Source organism: Curtobacterium luteum (genome assembly GCF_014646995.1).
Taxonomy (GTDB): domain Bacteria; phylum Actinomycetota; class Actinomycetes; order Actinomycetales; family Microbacteriaceae; genus Curtobacterium; species Curtobacterium luteum.
Genome location: NZ_BMOI01000027.1, coordinates 1 through 1,517, shown reverse-complemented (window position 1 = coordinate 1,517; position 1,517 = coordinate 1). Strand labels below are relative to the sequence as shown.

Here is a 1,517-nt window from a genome sequence, read left to right as displayed (position 1 = left end):
GCCGCGAACCAGCTCACCGCCGGCACCGTCATCCTCGGCAACCTCGCCGACGACGCCACCTCGACCACGCCGCTGAACTTCACCAACGTCATCCCCGTCGCGGCGTCGGATGTCGCCACGAAGGCACAGACGTTCAACATCAACGTCCGCAACGTTGGCACGGCCGACATCGACTGGACCGCGAAGCTCACCCCGGACGTCTCCACGGCTGCCAGCACCGCCTTCGCGAAGCAGGTCTTCGTGCAGGCATCCACCGACGGTGGCTCGACGTGGTCCACCGCGCAGAGCATCTCCGACTTCAGCGGCAACACCATCGCGAGCACCTCCAAGATCGTCGCGAACGGCTCGTCCGTCATTCAGCTCCGCGCATGGCTGCCCTCGACCACGGACAACACCGCCCAGGGCCAGACGCTCAAGTTCACCCTCGAGGTCGACGCCATCCAGGCCGGCGTCCCGCGCTCCTAACCCTCCCCACGGCACGCGGCGCCGACTTCATCGTCGGCGCTGCGTGCCGTTCCCACATCACCGCGAGCGTCGCACCACGCTCCCCGCCCCGTTTGGTCAGCTGCACCCGAAGGCAGAAGATGCGTTTCCTCTCCTATACACGCTGGTTTGTCGTCGCACTCATCGTCGCGACGCTGCTGACACCGACAGCGATTGCGCTCCTCAGCGGCGCGAAGCTCGTCGTGGTGGACGGCAAATCAATGGTCCCGACCTACCAGTACGGCGACATCATCCTCATCGAACCTGTAACCAAGCAGGACTTCACCCCCGGGCACGTCATCTCGGTCCAACGGCCAGACGGGTCGATCTACACGCACCGCATCAAGTCCGTGCACGACGGCACCGCTGTCCTCAAGGGTGACGGCAACAAGGTCGCCGACCCCGAAACCGTCACCTTCAACGAAGTGATCGGCGCGGTCCACGGGCACATCGCACAGCCCCTCGCAACGGTCATCGCATTCGTCCAGTCGTGGCCGGCACGCATCTGCCTCGGCGTGACCGCGCTGGCGTTGATCATGCTCCCCATCGAAGCCCTGCGTGGGGAACGTCCCTCCCGCAGTGCAGACACGCCGACGTTCCCGGGCCGCCACGAAGCACTCGACGACACTGCGGACGACGACGAAGCACTCGACGAGCTGACGAGCTGGGTCGATGACCCGTCGACCCTCCTCGATCAACAGCCAAGCGGAGCGCACCTCGCGAGGCACCGCCACGAGCAGGGACGGATCGCGCAATGAGCGACTCCACGCCGCTCCCCCATGACCGAGCCGATCGAGATGTCTTCGCGAGCAGTTCCTCGTCATACACCTGGGCTGCTGGCGAGGAACGCTACATCCCCCGGCTGTGGGGGAAGGGCTACTGGTGCACCATCACGGAAGTCGACCGAGTGCATGTGAAGTTCGACGGCCCCTGGGGGCCCGGCGCCATCTCACACGACCTGCTCACGGTCCTGGACCGTGTGATGCAGGAGCGCCGTGCACGGGCAGAGTCTCGTCCCCGCCCGTAGCCCCCCC

General features: G+C 66.1%; 2 protein-coding genes. Both read left to right on the top strand.

Annotated elements, in window-relative coordinates; all coding sequences use genetic code 11:
• A partial coding sequence (locus IEY20_RS16915; protein WP_188889346.1) for a hypothetical protein occupies positions 1-465 on the top strand: 465 nt, incomplete at its 5' end.
• 119 nt (positions 466-584) lie between these two features.
• Positions 585-1,241 (top strand): signal peptidase I, encoded by a 657-nt coding sequence (locus tag IEY20_RS16910; protein ID WP_175327245.1) that lies wholly within the window; start codon positions 585-587, stop codon positions 1,239-1,241.
• The last annotated feature ends 276 nt before the right edge of the window (positions 1,242-1,517 follow it).

Bases quoted from the DNA above. Each gene is read 5' to 3' on its own strand.
- IEY20_RS16910 (WP_175327245.1), top strand. From the start codon at position 585: ATGCGTTTCCTCTCCTATACACGCTGGTTTGTCGTCGCACTCATCGTC.